This is a genomic window from Amantichitinum ursilacus (assembly GCF_001294205.1).
Taxonomy (GTDB): Bacteria; Pseudomonadota; Gammaproteobacteria; order Burkholderiales; family Chitinibacteraceae; genus Amantichitinum; species Amantichitinum ursilacus.
The window spans coordinates 11,757-25,941 of sequence record NZ_LAQT01000031.1 but is presented as its reverse complement, the minus strand read 5'-3'; the positions used below and the strand labels follow the sequence as shown (position 1 = coordinate 25,941).

Below are 14,185 nucleotides of genomic sequence, written 5' to 3'. Positions count from 1 at the left end.
CGCCATGTCTTCTGATCAGTCCAACTCGCCATTTCGCCCCACCAATACCGTGATCAAGCTGCACCCGGTAGCGGCCGCGCCTGGGCTGGACCGGCGCACGTTCATGAAGTGGATGGCGGCGTCGGCCGCGCTGGCGACCGCCGCCTGCAGCGGTCCGCCCGAAGAAAAAATAATGCCGTATGTGCATATGCCCGAAGGCATGGTGCCGGGTCAGCCGCAGTTTTACGCCACGATGTATCCAATCGACGGCGTGGCGCAGCCGGTGTTGGTGCAAACCAATATGGGACGGCCGGGCAAGGTGGAAGGCAATCCGCGCCATGCGTTTAGCCAGGGCGGCAGCGATATCTATAGCCAGGCGGCCATCCTCGAACTGTGGGACCCCGATCGGTCACGTACGCCACTGCGCGGCGCGGTGCCTGCCAGTCTGGATAGCGTGCTGGCGCTGCTCAACCAACAGGCGCCCCACTGGCAACACAATGGCGGCGCGGGTTTGCGGCTCTTGCTGGGGCCGTCCACCTCGCCGACCTTGCTGGCGCAATTGCAGGCGCTGCAGCAGCGTTATCCGGCCATGCGCTGGGCGGTGCACCACCCGTTGCGTAATACGGCACTCGATAACGCCAGCCGCGACGCCTTCGGCCAGGCCGTCAGCTGGGATTATCGTTTTGATCAGGCGCGGGTGATTGCCAGTTTTGATTGCGATTTCCTCAGCGATTTGCCCGGTGCCACCGCCTATGCGCGGCAATGGGCAAACAGCCGCAAGCCGGAGCGCGCGGGTGGTCTCAGCCGTTTGTATGCCTGGCAATGTGTGCCGGGCCTGGTGGGGGCGATGGCGGATCATCGCGTGCTGGCCACGCCCGCGCAGGTCGAGGCCGCATTGTGGCAACTGGCCGCCGCGCTGCAATTGCCGGGCGCGCCAGCCGATGCGCCTGCCACGCCGCAAATCAGCGCTTTGGCCGCAGATTTGCGCAAGGCGCCGGGCGCCAGCGTCATCATCGCCGGGCCGCGTTTATCCAGCCAGGCGCATGCGCTGGTGATTGCGCTGAACCAGCATCTGGGCAATCTGGGCCGCACGGTCTTGCCCTTGCCTGCGATGGATATTGCCAGCCACGCGCCGCAAAGCGTGTCGGCGTTGATTGATGATTTACATGCGGGCCGGGTGCAGACCTTGCTGATTCTCGATGCCAACCCCGCTTACGATCAGCCGCAACTGGCCGCAGCGCTGGCCCGCGCCGGGCAGCTGATTCATCTAGGGCTGTATCGCGACGAGACCGCCTTGCGCGCGCATTGGCATCTGCCGATGGCGCATGCGTTTGAGAGCTGGAGCGATGCTTATGCCGCCGATGGCAGCGTGTGCATACAGCAACCGGTGATTACGCCACTGTATGACGGGGTGTCGCCGCACTGGCTGCTGGCGCAATTGCTGCAGGCGCAGGCGACCGATGATTACGCGACGGTGCGTGCGTATTGGCAGCAGCAGTGGGGCGCGGCCGATTTTGAACCCGGCTGGCAACAGGCGCTGCAGCACGGTGTGGTAGCGGGCTGGCCAGCCGCGCGCCCGTTAACGCCAGGCCACATTACGATTAGCACCGGCTTCAAATCGTCGGCATCGTCCAGCCCGTACATCCTGGCCTTCGCCCCCGATCCGCGCGTGCGCGATGGCCGTTATGCCAACAATGGCTGGCTGCAGGAACTGCCCAAACCGCTCAGCAAGCTGACGTGGGGCAACGCCATCGGCCTGAGCGCCCACACTGCGGACCAGCTCCAGCTGGACGATGGCGATCTGCTGCAAGTCAAAGCGCAAAACCAGCAGATCGAGGCACCCATCCGGCGCATGTCGGGCGTGCCGGATGGCGTGCTGGTGCTGTATTTCGGTGGCGGCCGCCAGACCGGCAGCGTGGGCCAGAACGTTGGCCACAATGTTTATCCGCTACGCGGCGCGCAACCGGGATGGACGTTGCCGGCCGAGCGCGTCTGGGCCACGGGCGAGAAAGCCGAACTGGCCGCCACGCAAACGCATTTTGATGACGAAGGCCGCGCGCCAGTGCTCATGCTGGCGGCGGGCGCAGGCCAGGCGCATCCCGCCTTGCCGCCGGACCCGCATGCGCGGCAAGCCAGCCTGTATCCGCCATTCAGCTACGACAGCTATAAATGGGGCATGACGCTGGATCTGAACGCCTGTATTGGCTGTGGCGTCTGCACCATCGCTTGCCAGGCCGAAAACAATATTCCCGTCGTCGGCCCCGGCGAAGTGGCCAAAGGCCGCGCCATGCACTGGATTCGCGTGGATGTGTATGAAGGCGGGCCGTATCCGCTGCCGACGCGCTTTCAGCCGGTCACCTGTATGCATTGTGAGAATGCGCCATGCGAAGAAGTCTGCCCGGTGGGCGCCACCGTGCACGATAGCGAGGGCCTGAATGTGCAGGTGTACAACCGTTGCATCGGCACGCGTTATTGCTCCAACAATTGCCCGTACAAAGTGCGGCGCTTTAACTGGCTGCAATACGCCAATGTGGCGCAAGAACCACTAAAGGCGCAGCGCAATCCGGAAGTCACCGTGCGCCGCCGCGGCGTGATGGAAAAGTGTTCATATTGTTTGCAGCGCATTACGCGCGCGCGGCTGAATGCCGAGAAAGACCAGCGCCGCATTCAGGACGGCGAAATGGTCACCGCCTGCCAGGCCGCCTGCCCCGCGCAAGCCATCCACTTTGGCGATCTGAACGATGCGGGCAGCGATATCCGCCATATCAAAGCGTCGCCATTGCATTACACGCTGCTGGAAGAACTCAACACCCAACCGCGCACCACCTATCTGGCGCGGCTGACCAACCCCAACCCCGCGTGGCCGGAGGCGAGCCATGGCGCTACCTGATCAGCCCGCCGTGTCGCGCGGCACGCCCGAACTGGCGCCTGGCTATAGCGCGGGCTCGATCACCGAGCGCATCGCGCATATCGTGCTGCACGATCCGCTGGGCTGGCGCTGGACTGCGGTGTTTGGCGTGGCTAGCCTCGGCGTGCTGATGTTTGTGGTGGCCACGGCCTATTTGTTTGCCGTGGGCGTGGGCATCTGGGGCGTTGATATGCCGGTGGCGTGGGGCTTTGCGCTCACCAACTTTGTCTGGTGGATCGGCATTGGCCATGCCGGCACGTTTATCTCGGCCGTGCTGCTGTTGCTGCGGCAGAAATGGCGCACCTCAATCAACCGCTTTGCCGAAGCCATGACGCTGTTTGCCGCGTCGATTGCGGGGCTGTTTCCTATCCTGCATCTGGGGCGGCCGTGGTTCTTTTACTGGCTGGTGCCGTACCCCAACAAGATGACGCTGTGGCCGCAATGGCGCAGCCCGCTGATCTGGGATTTCTTTGCCATCTCCACCTATCTGACCGTGTCTTTGCTGTTCTGGTACGTCGGGTTGATTCCGGATCTGGCGGCCTTGCGCGACAAGACCCACAACCGACGCAAGCAATTCTGGTACGGCTTGTTTGCGCTGGGCTGGCGCGGCGAAACGCGGCAGTGGGTCAGCTTTAACCGTACGTACTGGCTGCTGGCCGGGCTGGCGACGCCGCTGGTGGTGTCGGTGCACACCATCGTGGCGATGGATTTTGCCATCGGCAACACGCCCGGCTATCACTCGACTTTGTTCCCACCGTACTTTGTGGCCGGGGCGCTGTTCTCGGGCTTTGCCATGGTGATTACGCTGGCGATTCCGCTGCGCGCCGCCTTCAAACTGCAGGCGTTTATCACGCCCACGCATCTGGCCAACGCCGCCAAGGTGGTGCTGGCCACCGGCTGCATCGTCGGTTATGGCTACATCACCGAGACCTTTACCGCGTTTTACAGCGGCAATGAATACGAACGCGCGATGACGCTGGACCGCGCCGTCGGCACTTACGCGCCGCTGTTCTGGCTGATGCTGTTTTGCAATGTGGCCGTGCCGCAATTGCTGTGGCTTCGCCGCGTGCGGCATCACATTCCGGCGCTGCTGACCATCAGCATTCTGGTCAACGTGGGCATGTGGCTGGAGCGTTTCATCATTGTTACGCAAAGCCTGCATCGCGACTTCTTGCCCTCCAGTTGGGGCAGTTACACGCCCACGCGCTGGGACGTGATGTTGTATGTCGGCTCGATTGCGTTGTTTGTGTTTTTGTTCATGCTGTTTATCCGCTTCTTGCCACTGATTTCGATGGCTGAAATGCGCGAGCTGGTGCAAGAGGAGAAACAGCCATGAGCGGCTTTGGCTATCTGGTGGGCCTGCACAGCGCCGATGCCTTGGTGGAGGCGGTGAAGGCGGCCAAGGCGGCGGGCTTTGTGCGCATCGATACCTTTACGCCGCAAGCCATCGAAGAACTGGAAGAGCTATTGCCCTCGCCCAATCGGGTGCCGTTGCTGACTTTGCTCGGTGGCATCGTCGGCGGCGCGGCGGGCTATCTGATGCAGTGGTATTCGGCCACCCAGGCTTATGCCATCAATGTGGGCGGGCGGCCGCTGCACAGCTGGCCGTCGTTTATTCCGATTACGTTTGAGACCACCGTGCTGGGTGCGGCGCTGGCGGCGGTGGTGGCGTTTTTATGGGGCAGCGGGCTGCCGCGCTTACATCATCCTTTGTTTGATATCGACGCATTTGCGCTGGCCAGCAGCCGCCGCTTTTTTATCTGCATCCGCGCGCAAGACCCCAAGGCCGATCAAGCCCAGGCATGGCTGCAAACGCTGGGCCAGCCGGTGTACGAGGTCAAACAATGACGCGCCTGCTGTGGCTCTGTCTCGCCCTGGCGGCCTTGCTGTGCGGCTGCGAAAAAGCCAAACAGGATATGTACGACCAGGCGCGCTACAAGGCGTATGCCTCGTCGCCGCTGTGGGCCGATGGCACTTCGGCGCGCACCGCCCCGGCGCATACCGTGGTGGCGGCGGTGGGGGATAGCGCGGGCAGCTCGTCCGGGCGGCAAAGCGCAGCGCTGGATACCGCACAGCCCGCGCTCACGCCAGCCTTGTTACGCCAGGGCCAGCAGCGCTACGACATCTTCTGCGCGCCGTGCCATAGCGTAGTGGGGGACGGCGATGGCTATGTGGTGCGGCGCGGTTTTCCCCGACCGCAGAGCCTGCATAGCGATCGCTTGCGCCAGCTGGACGACGCCAGCCTGTATCGCATCATCAGCGATGGGTATGGCGTGATGCTGCCATTTGCCAGCCGCTTGAATCCGCAAGAACGCTGGGCGACGGTGGCGTATATCCGCGCGCTGCAGCTCAGCCAGCACGCGTCGGTGGCGCAATTGCCGCCCGCGCTGCGCCAGACTGTGGAGGCCGCGCGATGAAGTCACCGTTATGGTCTTTGGCGGTGTTGCTGGCGCTGGCCGTGTTGCTGTTTGCGCTGGATGCGCATGGCTTCTGGCTGGCGTGGCTGGTGGCGTGGTGGCTGGCGCTGGGCGTGTCGCTGGGTTGCCTGGCCAATCTGTGCCTGCATGATTTAACCGGCGGCGATTGGGGCTGGCCGCTGCGGCCTGTGTGGCAGGCTGGGGTGGCGCAACTGGGCTGGATTGCACTGGCTGGGCTGCCGTTGTGGTGGGCCGTGCCCGATATTTTTGCGTGGGCCAGCCCAGGCAGCTCGCCCGAACTGGCGCGCGCGCATTGGTGGCTTAACGTCGGGTTTTTTCGGGCGCGCTTGCTGTTCGATCTGCTGCTGTGGTGCTTGCTGGGGCAGTGGCAACGGCGCACCACCGGCCGCGCGCGCGCCGGGCTGATCCTGCTCCTGTATGGCTTGAGCATCACGGCCGCCAGCTTTGACTGGATCGCTTCGCTGCAAATCCAGTGGTATTCCACCGGGCTGGGTTTGCTGGTGGCCATCGGCCAGATGCTGGCGGGCATGGCGTGGGCGGTGACCATGGCGGGCGGCGGCAGCGCGCGGCTGGGGCGCGATCACGGCAATTTGCTGCTGATGTACACGATGAGCTGGGCTTATCTGGCGTTCACCCAGTTTTTGATTATCTGGGCGGAAAACCTGCCGGACGAGATTTCCTGGTATGTGCCGCGCCTGCAATGGCCGTGGCAGGGCCTGGCGTGGCTGCTGTTGCTGGGGCATTTTGCGCTGCCGTTTGCCTTGTTGCTAAGCCGCGCATTCAAACAACGCATCGCCGCGCTGCGTGCGCTGGCGGGCTGGTTGTTGCTGATGCATGCGCTGGATGTGCTGTGGCTGATCTGGCCTTCAGCGCAACCACAGGGGCAACGGCTGTGGATGCCGCTGGTTTTGCTGCTGCCGATGCTGACCTTATGGCTCACGCTGGCGCTGCGACGCTGGCCCGCACGCGAGGTGACCGTATGAGCGAACCGCGCACCCAACCCGACCAGATCAACGCCAAACCGATCTATCTGGTGGGCCTGACCGTGCTGGCGCTGTTGGTAGCGGCCGGGCTGGCGGTGGACGTGCTGTTGCAGCATGTCGGGCCTGCCAGTTCGGGCCAGGATGTGCAGCAGGCCATCAAGCCACCGGGGCCGGTATTGCAAACAGCGGGGCCGGATGATTTGCAGCGCTATCAGGCCAGCAAAGCCGCGCAATTGCATGGCAATGGCTGGGTGGACCGGAAAGCGGGCATCGCGCATATCGATATTGATGTGGCGATGCAATTGCTGGCCTCGGCCCCCGTCGCCTCGGGTAAAGGAGGTCGCCGATGAGCGTGCGCTCGATACGGTTCGGCGTGCTGCTGCTGTGCGGCGCGCTCTGGATGCCTGTGTGGGCCACCACGCTGGGCCCCGCGTCGCAAGCCGGTTTGCAGCAGAAACTGGGCGCGGCCTTGCCGCTGGCGCAAACCTGGCAAGACCAGCACGGCAGTACGCACGCCTTGGCTGATTACGCGGGCGGCGCGCCGATCTTGCTGGTGCCCACCTGGTATCGCTGTAGCAATCTGTGCGGCGCGTTGCTTACCGGCACGCTGCAGTCATTACGCGCCACGGCCTTGCAGCCTGGCCGGGATTATCGGCTGGTGCTGTTCAGCATCGACGCGCAAGAAACACCGGCCGACGCGCGCCAACGCGCCACTGACTTTGCCGGTTTTAATGCGGAGCTGGTCGATAGCGTCTGGCTTACCGGCTCGGCCGAGCGTATCGCCGCGCTGCAACGCGCCATCGGTTTTAGCAGCCAATATGATGGTGCGCAGCGCCAGTACATCCACCCCGCCGTGCTGGTGGTGGCCGACGCGCAAGGCAAGGTCAGCGCTTATCTGCCGGGCGTGCGACCGATCCCATCCGAATTGAGCGCCGCCTTGCAGGCCGCGCGTCAGGCGCAGCCGTGGAGTCTGTCGCAGCAAGTGGCGTTGATTTGCGCGGGCTTTGATCAGCATGTCGGGCGCTATAGCGGCGTGGTGTTTAACGCCTTGCGCGCAGCGGCATTGCTGGCGGCGCTGGCGTTAGGCGGCTGGCTATGGCGGCGGCATCGCCTGGAGGGGCTGCGATGAGCGACTTCCAGTTGCATCCGGTCGCGGCCACCGCGCATGCGGCGCAGGTGGATACGCTGTTCTATTGCATGTTGGCGCTAACCGGCACGGTGGCGTTGGCGCTGGCGTTTCTGATTACGTTTTTCAGCATCAAATATCGCAAAGGCTCCAACGCGCGCCGCGATCATCCGCCCACGCAGAACCGCGCGCTGGAACTGAGCTGGATGGCGATTCCGCTGTTGTTGTTTCTGGGCGTGTTTGGCTGGGCCGCGTGGTTGTACGCGCAGGCCTATCAGCCCGCCGCCAACGCGATGACCGTATTTGTGGTGGCCAAGCAGTGGATGTGGAAAGTGCAGCACGACAACGGTCGGCGCGAGATCAACGAGTTGCATGTGGCGGTGGGGCAACCGGTGCGGCTGATGCTGGCCAGCGAAGACGTCATCCACAGCTTTTATGTACCGGCGTTTCGCATCAAACAGGATGTGATTCCGGGCCGCTATACCTCGATCTCGTTTAACGCCGATCGCGCGGGCACGTACGAGCTGTATTGCGCCGTGTATTGCGGCACTGCGCACGCCACGATGGAAGGCCGCGTGATTGTGATGCCACCGGCTGATTACGCGCGCTGGCTGGAAAGCGGCGACCAGGCCGACGGCCTGAGCAGCTATGGCCAGACCTTGTATCGCCAGTACGGCTGCAGCGGCTGTCATGACGCGGGCGCTGGCAATGCGCCCGCTTTGACCGGCTTGTTTGGCCAGCCGGTGCAACTGGCCGATGGCCGCCGCGTGATCGCGGATGAAGGCTGGCTGCGCGAGGCCATCTTGCAGCCGCATGCCAACCGCGTGGCGGGTTATCCACCGAATATGCCCGCCTTTGCCGGCCAGTTGCAGGAAGAAGAACTGGCCGCCTTGATTGCTTATCTGCGCAGGAAATAACGCACCGTGTCCAGCTATCTGACTGAAGGCCCAACGTTGCGCCAGTGGCTGACCACCACCGACCACAAAAAGGTGGCGATTCTGTACGCCATCGCCATCACGCTGTTCTTTTTTATCGGCGGCGCGGCGGCGGTCATCATCCGGCTGGAACTGGCCACGCCGCAGGGCGATCTGGTGCCGGCGCAAACCTATAACGAGCTGTTTACCGCGCATGGCGTAATCATGGTGTGGTTTTTTCTGATTCCGTCGATTCCGTCGGTGCTGGGTAACTTTTTGATTCCGTTGATGATCGGCGCGCGCGATCTGGCGTTTCCACGGCTGAATCTGGCCAGTTGGTATATCTATCTGATTGGCGGGGTGGGCACGCTGTGGGGCATGTTGCTGGGCGGCGTAGATACGGGCTGGACCTTCTACACGCCGTTTTCCACCATGTTCAGTAATTCGCACGTGATCATTGTGGTGCTGAGCGTGTTCTTTACCGGCTTCTCGTCCATCCTGACCGGGCTCAACTTTATCGTCACCATCCACCGTTTACGCGCGCCAGGGCTGACGTGGTTCAAGCTGCCGCTGTTTGTGTGGGCGCATTACGCCACCAGCATCATTCTGGTACTGGCGACGCCGGTGCTGGCCATGACCATGGTGCTGATCGTGATCGAGCGGCTGTTCCAGGTGGGCATTTTTGATCCGGCGCTGGGCGGCGACCCGCTGTTATTCCAGCATCTGTTCTGGTTTTACAGCCACCCCGCCGTGTACATCATGGTGTTGCCGGCCATGGGCGTGGTCAGCGAAATCATTCCCACCTTTGCCCGGCGCAAGATCTTTGGCTATCGCTTTATGGCCTACGCCATCATGGGCATCGCGCTGCTGGGCTTTCTGGTGTGGGGGCATCACATGTTTACCAGCGGCATGTCGATGTATGCGGGCATGACGTTTTCGCTGCTGAGTTTTTTTGTGGCGGTGCCCTCGGCGATCAAGGTGTTTAACTGGACCGCCACCTTGTACAAGGGCTCGATTACCTTTGATGCGCCGATGCTGTATGCGCTGGGCTTTATCGGGCTGTTTACCATTGGTGGCCTGACCGGACTGTTTCTGGCGGCGCTGGCGCTGGATGTGCATCTGACGCACACCTATTTTGTGGTGGCGCACTTCCACTACATCATGGTCGGCGGCGCGGTGGCGGCCTATCTGGGCGGCATTCATTTCTGGTGGCCCAAGGTCACCGGCCGCATGTACCCGGAAATGTGGGCGCGGGTGGCGGCGGCGATGCTGTTCTTTGGTTTTAATCTGACGTTTTTTCCGCAATATCTGCTGGGCTATGAAGGCATGCCGCGGCGCTATCACAGCTATGCGCCGGAATATCAGCTGCTGAATGTGTTGTCTTCGGCCGGTGCCTCCATTCTGGCCATCGGCTATCTGCTGCCGCTGTGTTATCTGGCGTGGTCGCTATTTTATGGTCGGCATGCACCGTCCAATCCGTGGGAAGGGCGCGGGCTGGAATGGAAAACGCTGTCGCCGCCGCCGGTAGAAAACTTCAGCAATCCGGTGGTGGTGCATAGCCATGTGCACGAAGTGGCCGGGGAGGGCGCGGCATGAGCCTGACCACGATAGACGACGCTGGTCGGCTGGAAACCGTGCGCTTGGGGATGTGGGCGTTTCTGGCCTCCGAGCTGATGTTCTTCGGGCCGTTACTGCTGGGCTGGGCCTATGGCCGCATCAGCATGCCGGATGGCTTTGCCTGGGCCAGCCGCCAGACTGATTTATGGCTGGGCACGCTGAACACCGCCATCTTGCTGAGCAGCAGCGCGGCAATGGCGCTGGCGGTGCAACTGAGCGCGCTGCAGCTCAAACGCCAGGTGGGGCGCTGTTTGCTGGCGTGCGCGGCGCTGGGCGTGGTGTTTTTGCTGATCAAGTTTTACGAATGGCATCGCGAATGGGCCGAGCATCTGTTTCCCGGTCCCGACTTTGCTGGCCCGGCGCATACCGGCGCGCCGTATTTCTTTGTGGTGTATTTCAGCGCCACGTTTTTGCATGCCATCCATTTGACTATCGGCATCGGCGTGACGCTGACCATGTGGCGCCGCGTGCATAAGTCGCTGGGGCCGCTGCCACAGCCCGCGCTGCATGCCGCCGGTTTGTATTGGCACTTTGTCGATGTGGTGTGGGTGGCGTTGTTTCCGATGCTGTACCTGGTGGAGCGCACGCCATGACTGAGCGCAGCGCCGTCGGGATCGTGCGTAATGTGGCCAAAGTATGGCTGGCGTTGCTGGGTTTGCTGGCGCTAACGGTGGGCACGGCGCTGCTGCCGTTGGGACTGTGGAATACGGTGTTGAACACTGTGATTGCGCTGATCAAGGTCGTGCTGATCGGGCTGTGTTTTATGGAACTGCTGCGGCACGACAGTCTGCCGCGTTTGATGGCGGTGGTGGCGCTGTTTTTTTTGCTGATTCAGCTGGGGCAAACCATCAGCGAACATCTGACTCGCGGCATCAGCACAACGCCGTGGACGCCACCCGCGCAACGCGCGCCGCTGCAGCACGGGGGCGTGGATGCGGCCACACCGTCCAGGCGGGCTTATCCGGCGCCGGGCCATTGATGCGAGCCAGCGCTAGCGCAGGTCCAGCGGAAACAGGCGGCGCGCCATGGTGGCAAACACCATGCCCGCCTGGGCCACGGTGCCCGCAATCAGCGCCAACAACACGTGCTCGGTGATGATGCGCGGGCCAATAAAGATTTCCGCCAGCCAGACCACCACCACCAGCGCCATCACCGCGCTGTTGAGCCGCACAAAAATCTGGATCATGGCGTGCGCCAGCTTTTGCTGCAGCGTGATGTTGGAGAGGGTTTGCCAGTCGTCGGGGGTGAGTTCGGCATCGTGCTCGGGCATCAAACGCCGGGTCTGCAAATCGTCATCAATCGGCACTTCGGGCTGCATGTCGTAGGTCCGGGTTGCGGGTAGCGCTCATTTGCGTCTGAGCAATACCTCCGTGGTGTCTCCATCAGGATGCCTGAGGAAAATCTGGTCGCCCGCTTTGACGTGTTCGCAGAAGTACGCGGTCAGCCGCAAGCTGTAGCGGCACGCGCGTGATAACGTCGGGGCGTCCAGATTTTCTTTACAAAAATGCAGGTCCTGGTCCATGTCTGAATCGACATCGAATTTAATCAGGCGAACGTTGGGCATGTGTAACTTCCTGGGCGATGGGTTGGATCAACGCGGCGGCCGATGCGATGGGGCGAGCGCGTACACAATCACGAGCCGGACAAGCTACCCTTCAGACACTTCCGAATCGACGCAGGAATTACCATGCTGCTTTTGAGTCGCCGCCGATTGCTTTTTTGCGCTGCGCTGTACACGCCAATTTTGAGAACGTGGGCTGCGCCCAATGTGCCGCCCACGCCGCCGGGGCTGGATGCCGCGCGCCAGCTGGCGCAGATTGAGACCACCGCGGGTGGCCGGCTGGGCGTAACGGCGCTGGATACGGGCAGCGGCAAATGGCTGACATATCGGCCGGATGAGCGCTTTCCGTTGGCGGGCGCGTTTACGCCGTTACTGGCGGCGGCCGTATTGGCGCGCGTAGAAAAAGATCAGGAACAACTATCTCGGCCGATTCTGTTTACAGCGGCCGATCTGCAACCCTGGGCGCCCATCGCACGCACCAGGCTGAAAGCGGGCCAGATGACGGTGGCCGATCTTTGCGCGGCAGCGATCCAGTTTGACGATCACGCCGCCATTAACCTGCTGCTCAACAGCGTGGGCGGCCCCACGCAGCTGACCAACTGGTTGCGCACCCAAGGCGACGACATCAGCGAAATCGACCGCTTTGAGCCCGAGCTGACCAGCGCCATCAAAGGCGACGTGCGCGATAGTTCGACGCCCGCGATGATGCTGAAAATGCTCAACCGCTTTTTGCTCAGCGACGCGCTGGCCATCGAATCGCGTGCGCAATTGCAGGCCTGGTTGGTAGGCAACGGCAACGCCACTACGCGAATTCGCGCCGGTTTGCCGCCGGAATGGCGTGTCGGCAATGCCACGGGCAATGGCGAAAACGGCACCACCAACGATCTGGCGATCATCTGGCCCCCCGAGCCGCGCGCGCCGATCTTGCTGACGGTGTGGCTGACCGACAGCAAAGCCACAGGCGCCGTGCGCGATGCCGCGCTGAAAGAAGTGGCGCGCGTGGTGTTTGCGCGTGTGGCGTAAGTGCAGATTTTTCAAATAATCAGAATGAACGGTGCCGACTGTCGGTCATGTAATTAAAACGGAACGACTACATCCGCAGCGTCGTCCAAACTGGGTGAGTGGGTTGCCCTCGCAACCTGCCCGGATGAGGGTATGACTATGGATAACCAAAGCCAGTCGGCGGATGTGCATCTGGGGCCGCTGCTACGCAGCCGCGCCGAGCGCTATCTGGCCGAGCACAGCGTGCGCGAAGCATTGCTTAACAATGCCACCGAGCAAGAGCTGCAGCAGGCGCGCGAAATATTGCGCCAGAAAGAGCGCGCCGAGCAGATCAGCAACGAGCGCTTTAACGCGTCGCTGCATCAGATGTCGCCGCGTTTTCATGCATTTCGCCAGAGCCCGTTGCCAGAACGGCAACTGGAATATCACGCGGTGTGCGAGTTCCAGCTGACCGGCGATCCGCGCGATTTTCCGGTGCGCAAAGAGATGCTGATCGGGCGGCATTAACGCATCGAGCCGTAATCACCCACCATGTCGCGCCCGTCTGATCGGTTGGACGGGCGTCATTGCGTTGTATCTCGGGCGTTGCGGTGCGGCCAGATTGCATAGCGCCGGCACGCAGGATGGACGAGGGGCAGCGGCCCTTACCTCTGTTGTGGCGTGGCGCGAGCGTGGCTGTATCTGCTGACCCTCTGGCCATCCCTCTATACTCACTGGCTCCCACCCCCCGGAGCCGCACATGCCCATCAAAGACTGGATCACCGCCCTGACCGTTATCCTGGTGTGGGGCGTTAATTTTGTGGTGATCAAGGTCGGCTTGCATGGCGTGCCGCCGATGTTGCTGGGCGCGCTGCGCTTTTGTCTGGTGGTGTTTCCCGCGATCTTGTTTGTGCCGCGACCCAAAGTGCCGTGGCGTTGGCTGCTGGTTTACGGTGCCAGCATCAGCCTCGGGCAGTTTGCGTTTTTGTTCAGCGCCATTTATGTGGGCATGCCAGCTGGACTGGCGTCGCTGGTGTTGCAGGCGCAGGCATTTTTTACGGTGATTCTGGCGGCGCTCTTTATGCATGAAGCCATCCGTTGGCATCACCTCACCGGCATGCTCGTTTCGGCTTGCGGCCTGGCGCTGATCGGCAGTGGCGCAAGCACCGGCTCGTTTTCATTGTTGGGGTTCGGGCTGACTTTGTGTGGCGCGCTGTGCTGGGCTACCGGCAATCTAACCATCAAAAAGATTGGCCCCGTCAATCCACTGAGCCTGGTGGTGTGGGGTGGCCTGGTGCCGCCGCTGCCGTTCTTCGCGCTGTCTTATTTGCTGGAAGGGCCGGCCCGCATCAGCGAAGCGTTGGCGCATTTCAGCCTGAACAGTTTTCTGGCGGTGTCTTATCTGGCCTATATCGCCACGGGCGTCGGCTATATGTTGTGGGGCCGTTTGCTGGGCAAACATCCGGTGGGCCGCATTGCGCCGCTGACTTTGCTGGTGCCGGTGGTGGGCCTGATCAGCGCGTCGGTGCTGCTGGATGAGCGCTTGTCCGCGCTGCAATGGCTGGGGGGCGCGGTGGTGATGCTGGGCTTGCTGATCAATGTATTCGGCCCGCGCTGGCTGGCCGCGCGCACGGTGGCGGCCTAAGCGCTATCATCGCGCATCGCCCACTGTCGGGAT

At 62.4% G+C, this 14,185-nt stretch carries 16 protein-coding genes; 14 read left to right on the top strand and 2 right to left on the bottom strand.

What is annotated here, in order from left to right; all coding sequences use genetic code 11:
• Nucleotides 1–4: 4 nt before the first annotated feature.
• Genes WG78_RS18055 through WG78_RS18005 form a run of 11 tightly spaced genes read left to right on the top strand, consistent with a single transcriptional unit; the run spans nt 5 to nt 10,944 of the window.
• Nucleotides 5–2,869, top strand: coding sequence for a 4Fe-4S dicluster domain-containing protein (locus WG78_RS18055; RefSeq protein WP_053939236.1), 2,865 nt, complete (start codon nt 5–7; stop codon nt 2,867–2,869).
• Nucleotides 2,856–4,223: an NrfD/PsrC family molybdoenzyme membrane anchor subunit gene (nrfD, locus tag WG78_RS18050; RefSeq protein ID WP_053939235.1), complete on the top strand. Its 1,368-nt coding sequence runs from the start codon at nt 2,856–2,858 to the stop codon at nt 4,221–4,223. Before WG78_RS18055 ends, nrfD begins: the two co-directional genes overlap by 14 nt.
• Nucleotides 4,220–4,735, top strand: a complete 516-nt coding sequence (locus WG78_RS18045) for a DUF3341 domain-containing protein (RefSeq protein ID WP_053939234.1) — start codon at nt 4,220–4,222, stop codon at nt 4,733–4,735. The genes nrfD and WG78_RS18045 overlap by 4 nt, the downstream gene beginning before the upstream one ends.
• Nucleotides 4,732–5,304: a c-type cytochrome gene (locus tag WG78_RS18040; protein WP_053939233.1), complete on the top strand. Its 573-nt coding sequence runs from the start codon at nt 4,732–4,734 to the stop codon at nt 5,302–5,304. The genes WG78_RS18045 and WG78_RS18040 overlap by 4 nt, the downstream gene beginning before the upstream one ends.
• Nucleotides 5,301–6,308, top strand: a complete 1,008-nt coding sequence (locus tag WG78_RS18035) for a hypothetical protein (protein ID WP_053939232.1) — start codon at nt 5,301–5,303, stop codon at nt 6,306–6,308. The genes WG78_RS18040 and WG78_RS18035 overlap by 4 nt, the downstream gene beginning before the upstream one ends.
• Nucleotides 6,305–6,658, top strand: a complete 354-nt coding sequence (locus tag WG78_RS18030) for a hypothetical protein (protein WP_053939231.1) — start codon at nt 6,305–6,307, stop codon at nt 6,656–6,658. The genes WG78_RS18035 and WG78_RS18030 overlap by 4 nt, the downstream gene beginning before the upstream one ends.
• A complete protein-coding gene (locus WG78_RS18025) occupies nt 6,655–7,437 on the top strand; it encodes an SCO family protein (RefSeq protein ID WP_053939230.1) in 783 nt (260 codons plus the stop codon). Before WG78_RS18030 ends, WG78_RS18025 begins: the two co-directional genes overlap by 4 nt.
• Complete coding sequence (gene coxB, locus WG78_RS18020; protein ID WP_053939229.1) at nt 7,434–8,351, top strand: cytochrome c oxidase subunit II; 918 nt, start codon at nt 7,434–7,436, stop codon at nt 8,349–8,351. The genes WG78_RS18025 and coxB overlap by 4 nt, the downstream gene beginning before the upstream one ends.
• A 6-nt stretch (nt 8,352–8,357) precedes the next feature.
• Entirely contained in the window at nt 8,358–9,944 is a 1,587-nt protein-coding gene (gene ctaD / locus WG78_RS18015; protein WP_053939228.1) for a cytochrome c oxidase subunit I, read from the top strand.
• Nucleotides 9,941–10,558 carry a cytochrome c oxidase subunit 3 gene (locus WG78_RS18010; protein ID WP_053939227.1) on the top strand — a complete coding sequence of 206 codons (618 nt, stop codon included), beginning with the start codon at nt 9,941–9,943 and terminating at the stop codon, nt 10,556–10,558. The genes ctaD and WG78_RS18010 overlap by 4 nt, the downstream gene beginning before the upstream one ends.
• Nucleotides 10,555–10,944 (top strand): cytochrome C oxidase subunit IV family protein, encoded by a 390-nt coding sequence (locus tag WG78_RS18005; protein WP_053939226.1) that lies wholly within the window; start codon nt 10,555–10,557, stop codon nt 10,942–10,944. Before WG78_RS18010 ends, WG78_RS18005 begins: the two co-directional genes overlap by 4 nt.
• Before the next feature lie 12 nt (nt 10,945–10,956).
• On the opposite strand, the gene WG78_RS18000 is transcribed toward WG78_RS18005, so the two are convergent.
• A complete protein-coding gene (locus WG78_RS18000; RefSeq protein ID WP_053939225.1) occupies nt 10,957–11,283 on the bottom strand; it encodes a hypothetical protein in 327 nt (108 codons plus the stop codon).
• 27 nt (nt 11,284–11,310) lie between these two features.
• The gene (locus WG78_RS17995) at nt 11,311–11,529 is read right to left on the bottom strand and encodes a hypothetical protein (protein WP_053939224.1); all 219 of its coding nucleotides are present in this window, start codon (nt 11,527–11,529) and stop codon (nt 11,311–11,313) included.
• 180 nt (nt 11,530–11,709) lie between these two features.
• Between WG78_RS17995 and bla the strand changes: the two genes are divergently transcribed.
• From bla to WG78_RS17980, 3 genes are all read left to right on the top strand, one after another.
• The gene (gene bla, locus WG78_RS17990; protein ID WP_161805147.1) at nt 11,710–12,549 is read left to right on the top strand and encodes a class A beta-lactamase; all 840 of its coding nucleotides are present in this window, start codon (nt 11,710–11,712) and stop codon (nt 12,547–12,549) included.
• A gap of 132 nt (nt 12,550–12,681) precedes the next feature.
• A complete protein-coding gene (locus WG78_RS17985; protein WP_152969285.1) occupies nt 12,682–13,035 on the top strand; it encodes a hypothetical protein in 354 nt (117 codons plus the stop codon).
• A 232-nt stretch (nt 13,036–13,267) separates the two neighbouring features.
• The gene (locus WG78_RS17980) at nt 13,268–14,152 is read left to right on the top strand and encodes an EamA family transporter (protein ID WP_053939221.1); all 885 of its coding nucleotides are present in this window, start codon (nt 13,268–13,270) and stop codon (nt 14,150–14,152) included.
• The last annotated feature ends 33 nt before the right edge of the window (nt 14,153–14,185 follow it).

Excerpts from the sequence above, each read along its gene's own strand:
- WG78_RS18030 (WP_053939231.1), top strand. The coding sequence starts at position 6,305 with ATGAGCGAACCGCGCACCCAACCCGACCAGATCAACGCCAAACCGATC.
- WG78_RS18005 (WP_053939226.1), top strand. The coding sequence starts at position 10,555 with ATGACTGAGCGCAGCGCCGTCGGGATCGTGCGTAATGTGGCCAAAGTA.
- WG78_RS18035 (WP_053939232.1), top strand. The coding sequence starts at position 5,301 with ATGAAGTCACCGTTATGGTCTTTGGCGGTGTTGCTGGCGCTGGCCGTG.
- WG78_RS17985 (WP_152969285.1), top strand. The coding sequence starts at position 12,682 with ATGACTATGGATAACCAAAGCCAGTCGGCGGATGTGCATCTGGGGCCG.
- WG78_RS18010 (WP_053939227.1), top strand. The coding sequence starts at position 9,941 with ATGAGCCTGACCACGATAGACGACGCTGGTCGGCTGGAAACCGTGCGC.
- WG78_RS18040 (WP_053939233.1), top strand. The coding sequence starts at position 4,732 with ATGACGCGCCTGCTGTGGCTCTGTCTCGCCCTGGCGGCCTTGCTGTGC.
- WG78_RS18025 (WP_053939230.1), top strand. The coding sequence starts at position 6,655 with ATGAGCGTGCGCTCGATACGGTTCGGCGTGCTGCTGCTGTGCGGCGCG.
- coxB (WP_053939229.1), top strand. The coding sequence starts at position 7,434 with ATGAGCGACTTCCAGTTGCATCCGGTCGCGGCCACCGCGCATGCGGCG.
- nrfD (WP_053939235.1), top strand. The coding sequence starts at position 2,856 with ATGGCGCTACCTGATCAGCCCGCCGTGTCGCGCGGCACGCCCGAACTG.
- WG78_RS17980 (WP_053939221.1), top strand. The coding sequence starts at position 13,268 with ATGCCCATCAAAGACTGGATCACCGCCCTGACCGTTATCCTGGTGTGG.
- WG78_RS18055 (WP_053939236.1), top strand. The coding sequence starts at position 5 with ATGTCTTCTGATCAGTCCAACTCGCCATTTCGCCCCACCAATACCGTG.
- WG78_RS18045 (WP_053939234.1), top strand. The coding sequence starts at position 4,220 with ATGAGCGGCTTTGGCTATCTGGTGGGCCTGCACAGCGCCGATGCCTTG.
- WG78_RS18000 (WP_053939225.1), bottom strand. The coding sequence starts at position 11,283 with ATGCAGCCCGAAGTGCCGATTGATGACGATTTGCAGACCCGGCGTTTG.
- WG78_RS17995 (WP_053939224.1), bottom strand. The coding sequence starts at position 11,529 with ATGCCCAACGTTCGCCTGATTAAATTCGATGTCGATTCAGACATGGAC.